The organism is Atribacter sp., assembly GCF_035418125.1.
Taxonomy (GTDB): domain Bacteria; phylum Atribacterota; class Atribacteria; order Atribacterales; family Atribacteraceae; genus Atribacter; species Atribacter allofermentans.
Map to the genome: position 1 here is coordinate 1 of NZ_DAOLQM010000238.1, position 3,412 is coordinate 3,412.

At 38.9% G+C, this 3,412-nt stretch carries 2 protein-coding genes; both read right to left on the reverse strand.

The features are described from left to right. A partial coding sequence (gene lepA / locus PLK24_RS09845; RefSeq protein WP_324478677.1) for a translation elongation factor 4 occupies window positions 1–1,720 on the reverse strand: 1,720 nt, incomplete at its 3' end. Between the two features lie 4 nt (window positions 1,721–1,724). Further along, on the reverse strand, window positions 1,725–3,287 hold the full coding sequence (gene murJ, locus PLK24_RS09850) for a murein biosynthesis integral membrane protein MurJ (protein ID WP_324478680.1): 1,563 nt from the start codon (window positions 3,285–3,287) through the stop codon (window positions 1,725–1,727). Window positions 3,288–3,412: the final 125 nt, after the last annotated feature.

Below are 3,412 nucleotides of genomic sequence, written 5' to 3' on the forward strand. Positions count from 1 at the left end.
TTTGCTTTTCTAAAAGTTTTCTTTTCCGGGTAATGTCTCCACCATAACATTTTGCTAATACATCTTTTCTTAGAGCAGCAACATCTTCTCGAGCAATGATTTTTCCCCCAATGGCAGCTTGAATTGTAACGGTAAACATTTGGCGAGGGATTATTTTCCTAAGACGGGTCACTAATTCTCGTGCCCGACGGGCTGCATTTTCTTCGTGGCTAATAAAGGATAATCCATCAACCTTTTCTTTGCTCACTAAAATATCCACTTTAACTAAATTGGATGAGGCGTAACCAAAAAATTCATAGTCCATACTTGCATACCCACGACTTACTGATTTAAGCCGGTTATAAAAATCGAAAAGAATTTCAGCCATGGGGAGGTGGTAACGTATAATCACCGTACTTGGATCCAAGTAAGTCATGTCTTGCAAAACACCTCGCTTGGATTGGCAGAGGTCCATAACTCCACCAATGGCAGTCGATGGAGCTATAATTTTCATTTCAACAATTGGTTCCTCGGCTTCTTCAATTTCTCCTGCAGGAGGGAAATCCCGAGGGGATTTTACTTCAATAATTTCCTCATTTTTGGTCAAGACATGATAAACCACATGAGGAGCAGTTGCTACCACTTCAATGTCAAACTCTCGTTCGATACGTTCTTGAATGATTTCCATATGGAGTAAACCTAAAAATCCACAGCGAAAGCCGAATCCCAAAGCTTCAGAAATATCTGGTTCGTACATCAAAGACGCATCGTTGAGTTGGAGTTTTTCCAATGCCTCTTTTAAGATCTCATACCCTTCGGCATTCACTGGATAAAAACTACAAAAAACCATCGGTTTTGCCTGTTTATAACCCGGTACGGCTTGAGGAGTCGGATTGGCCGCCGAAGTTATGGTGTCTCCGACCCGACAATCTTGAATAGCCTTTATATTACAAGAAATATATCCAACCTCACCAGGCCCGAGAGAATCAATCTCTTTCATGTCAGGATTAAAAATACCTATTTCTATTACTTGGTATTTCTGTTTATTTGAATACATCATGATTTCAAAACCCTTATGAATGAGTCCTTCAAAAATTCGTATAAAAGGCAAAACCCCCCGATAGGAATCATATACCGAATCAAATACCAAGGCCTTTAAGGATTTTTCTCTCTGGCCTTGAGGGGATGGAATATAGTCAATTACTTTTTCTAAGAGTTCTTCAACTCCCTCTCCCAATTTGGCACTCACCAAAGTAATAGGAAGATGGTCTGGACCAAGAATACTCTCAATTTCTTCATAAACTCGAGCGGGATTAGCTGAAGGAAGATCTATTTTATTGATTACCGGCAATATAGCCAAACCTTGGGTTAAAGCTATATTGGTATGAGCTAAAGTTTGTGCCTCAACACCTTGAGTGGCATCAATTACCAATAATGCTCCTTCACAAGCCGCTAAACTTCTTGACACTTCATAACTGAAATCGGCATGACCGGGGGTATCGATCATATTAAAAACATAAGAGGAATTCCGCTGAGAAGAAAAATACTGCAATCTTACCGCTTTTGCCTTGATAGTTATTCCTCTTTCTCGCTCCAAATCCATACGATCCAATACTTGATCTCGCATTTTTTGTTTAGGAATAGTATGGCATAAATCCAATATCCGATCAGCCAAGGTTGATTTTCCGTGGTCGATATGAGCGATTATACAAAAATTACGAATCGATTGATTCTCTGTCATAATATTAACCCTTTCCTACTAGCTTACGTAAAATAAAAGACCATATAGATTTTCCTTCTTTCAATCCTATAGATTGAGACAGTAAGATATATATCAAGCTAAAAACGACTACCGAAATCCCGAAAAAGGCCAGCAGCGATAGTATACTCTGTAAGTTTTGCACAACATGAAGGATACCCCAGCAAAGCCCGATAAACAGAAGATTTAAAATTATTATCTTAACCAACCAATAGCAAAAGGTATGGTCTTTTTCATAAAAAGCATGTTTTCTCTTGAGAGAAATAAATAAACAGATACAATTGAGTACTGCCACCAGAGAGGTTGCCAAGGCTAAACCACTAAAACTTAAATAACGAACCAATATTAAATCTAAAACTACATTTACACCTACCATAATAACACTGATTCGAACTGGTGTCACAGTATCCTTAAGCGAATAGAAGGCTTTGGTGATAATGTGATTCATCGAGAAAAAAACCAGTCCGGGAAGGTAAAACAAAAGACTCTGGGCAGTCATCTGAGATGCAACCGTGTCAAACATTCCTCGTTCATATATTAAGCGTATGGCTTCATTTCGAAATATAGCCAGGTAAGTTGTAATGGGAATCATTATGAATAAAACCAATCGGATTCCTTGAGAAAAAGTATTATTCCATTCTTGAGGATTATTTTTAAATACTAACTGTGACAGGGAAGGAAGAATGGCGGTTGAAAGAGCAATACCAAAAATTCCTAAGGGGAGTTCTAATAAACGATCAGCATAATAGAGTGCGGATACCGCTCCTTCTTGACAAGTTGAAGCAATGATTCGATCGACCAAGGTGTTTATTTGACCAACTGCCAGAGCCAAGGTAACTGGCAGCATGAGTCGAATTACCTCACGAAAACCTGGGTCTTGCCAAAATTTTCTGAAAAATTTGAGAACAAATCCTTTTTTATAAAAGGGATAAAGCTGAATAACAAATTGACCAATACCACCAATCAGCACACCAATTGCTAAAGAATACGGGCCGGCATAGGCTCTGAGCAACAAAAGAGTAAGAATTGTCCCGGCATTAAAAAATACCGGCGCTATCGCTGACCAACTGAAAATGTGGAGGGTGTTCAGTATTCCCATGACCAGAGCCGACCAGGATATTATGAGCAAAAAGGGGAACATAATACGGGTCATGTTGATAGCCATATGAATTTTATCCGGTTCGGAACGAAAGCCAACTCCAACCATCTCAACGATCCAAGGTGAAAAAGCTATTCCTATAACGCAAACAACTGATACTACCAAGGTAAGACCGGTAAATATTGAATAAATAAACTTTTGGGATTCATCGTGGCTTTTTTCCGAATATTGAGAAAATACCGGAATAACTGAAGTACTGAGTGCCCCCTCTGCAAACAAGCGACGAAGTAGGTTTGGTATGGTGTAGGCAACAAAAAATACATCAGTTACCCAAGAAGCTCCAAACATCGAGGAAACCAGGATTTCCCTGATGAGTCCGGTAATACGGGAAAGAAATGTACCAGCTCCAACTACCGCGGTGTTTCTGATGAGTGATCGTTCTTTAGTCATACTCTCATTATATACGAATCATATTATTCTTGTTAACTAATAAATAAAGTAACGTTTCTTACTTATTCAAAAAAATAGGGCTGAAGATCATCTCTCCAGCCCTATTCTCAAGTACTCTCATATTA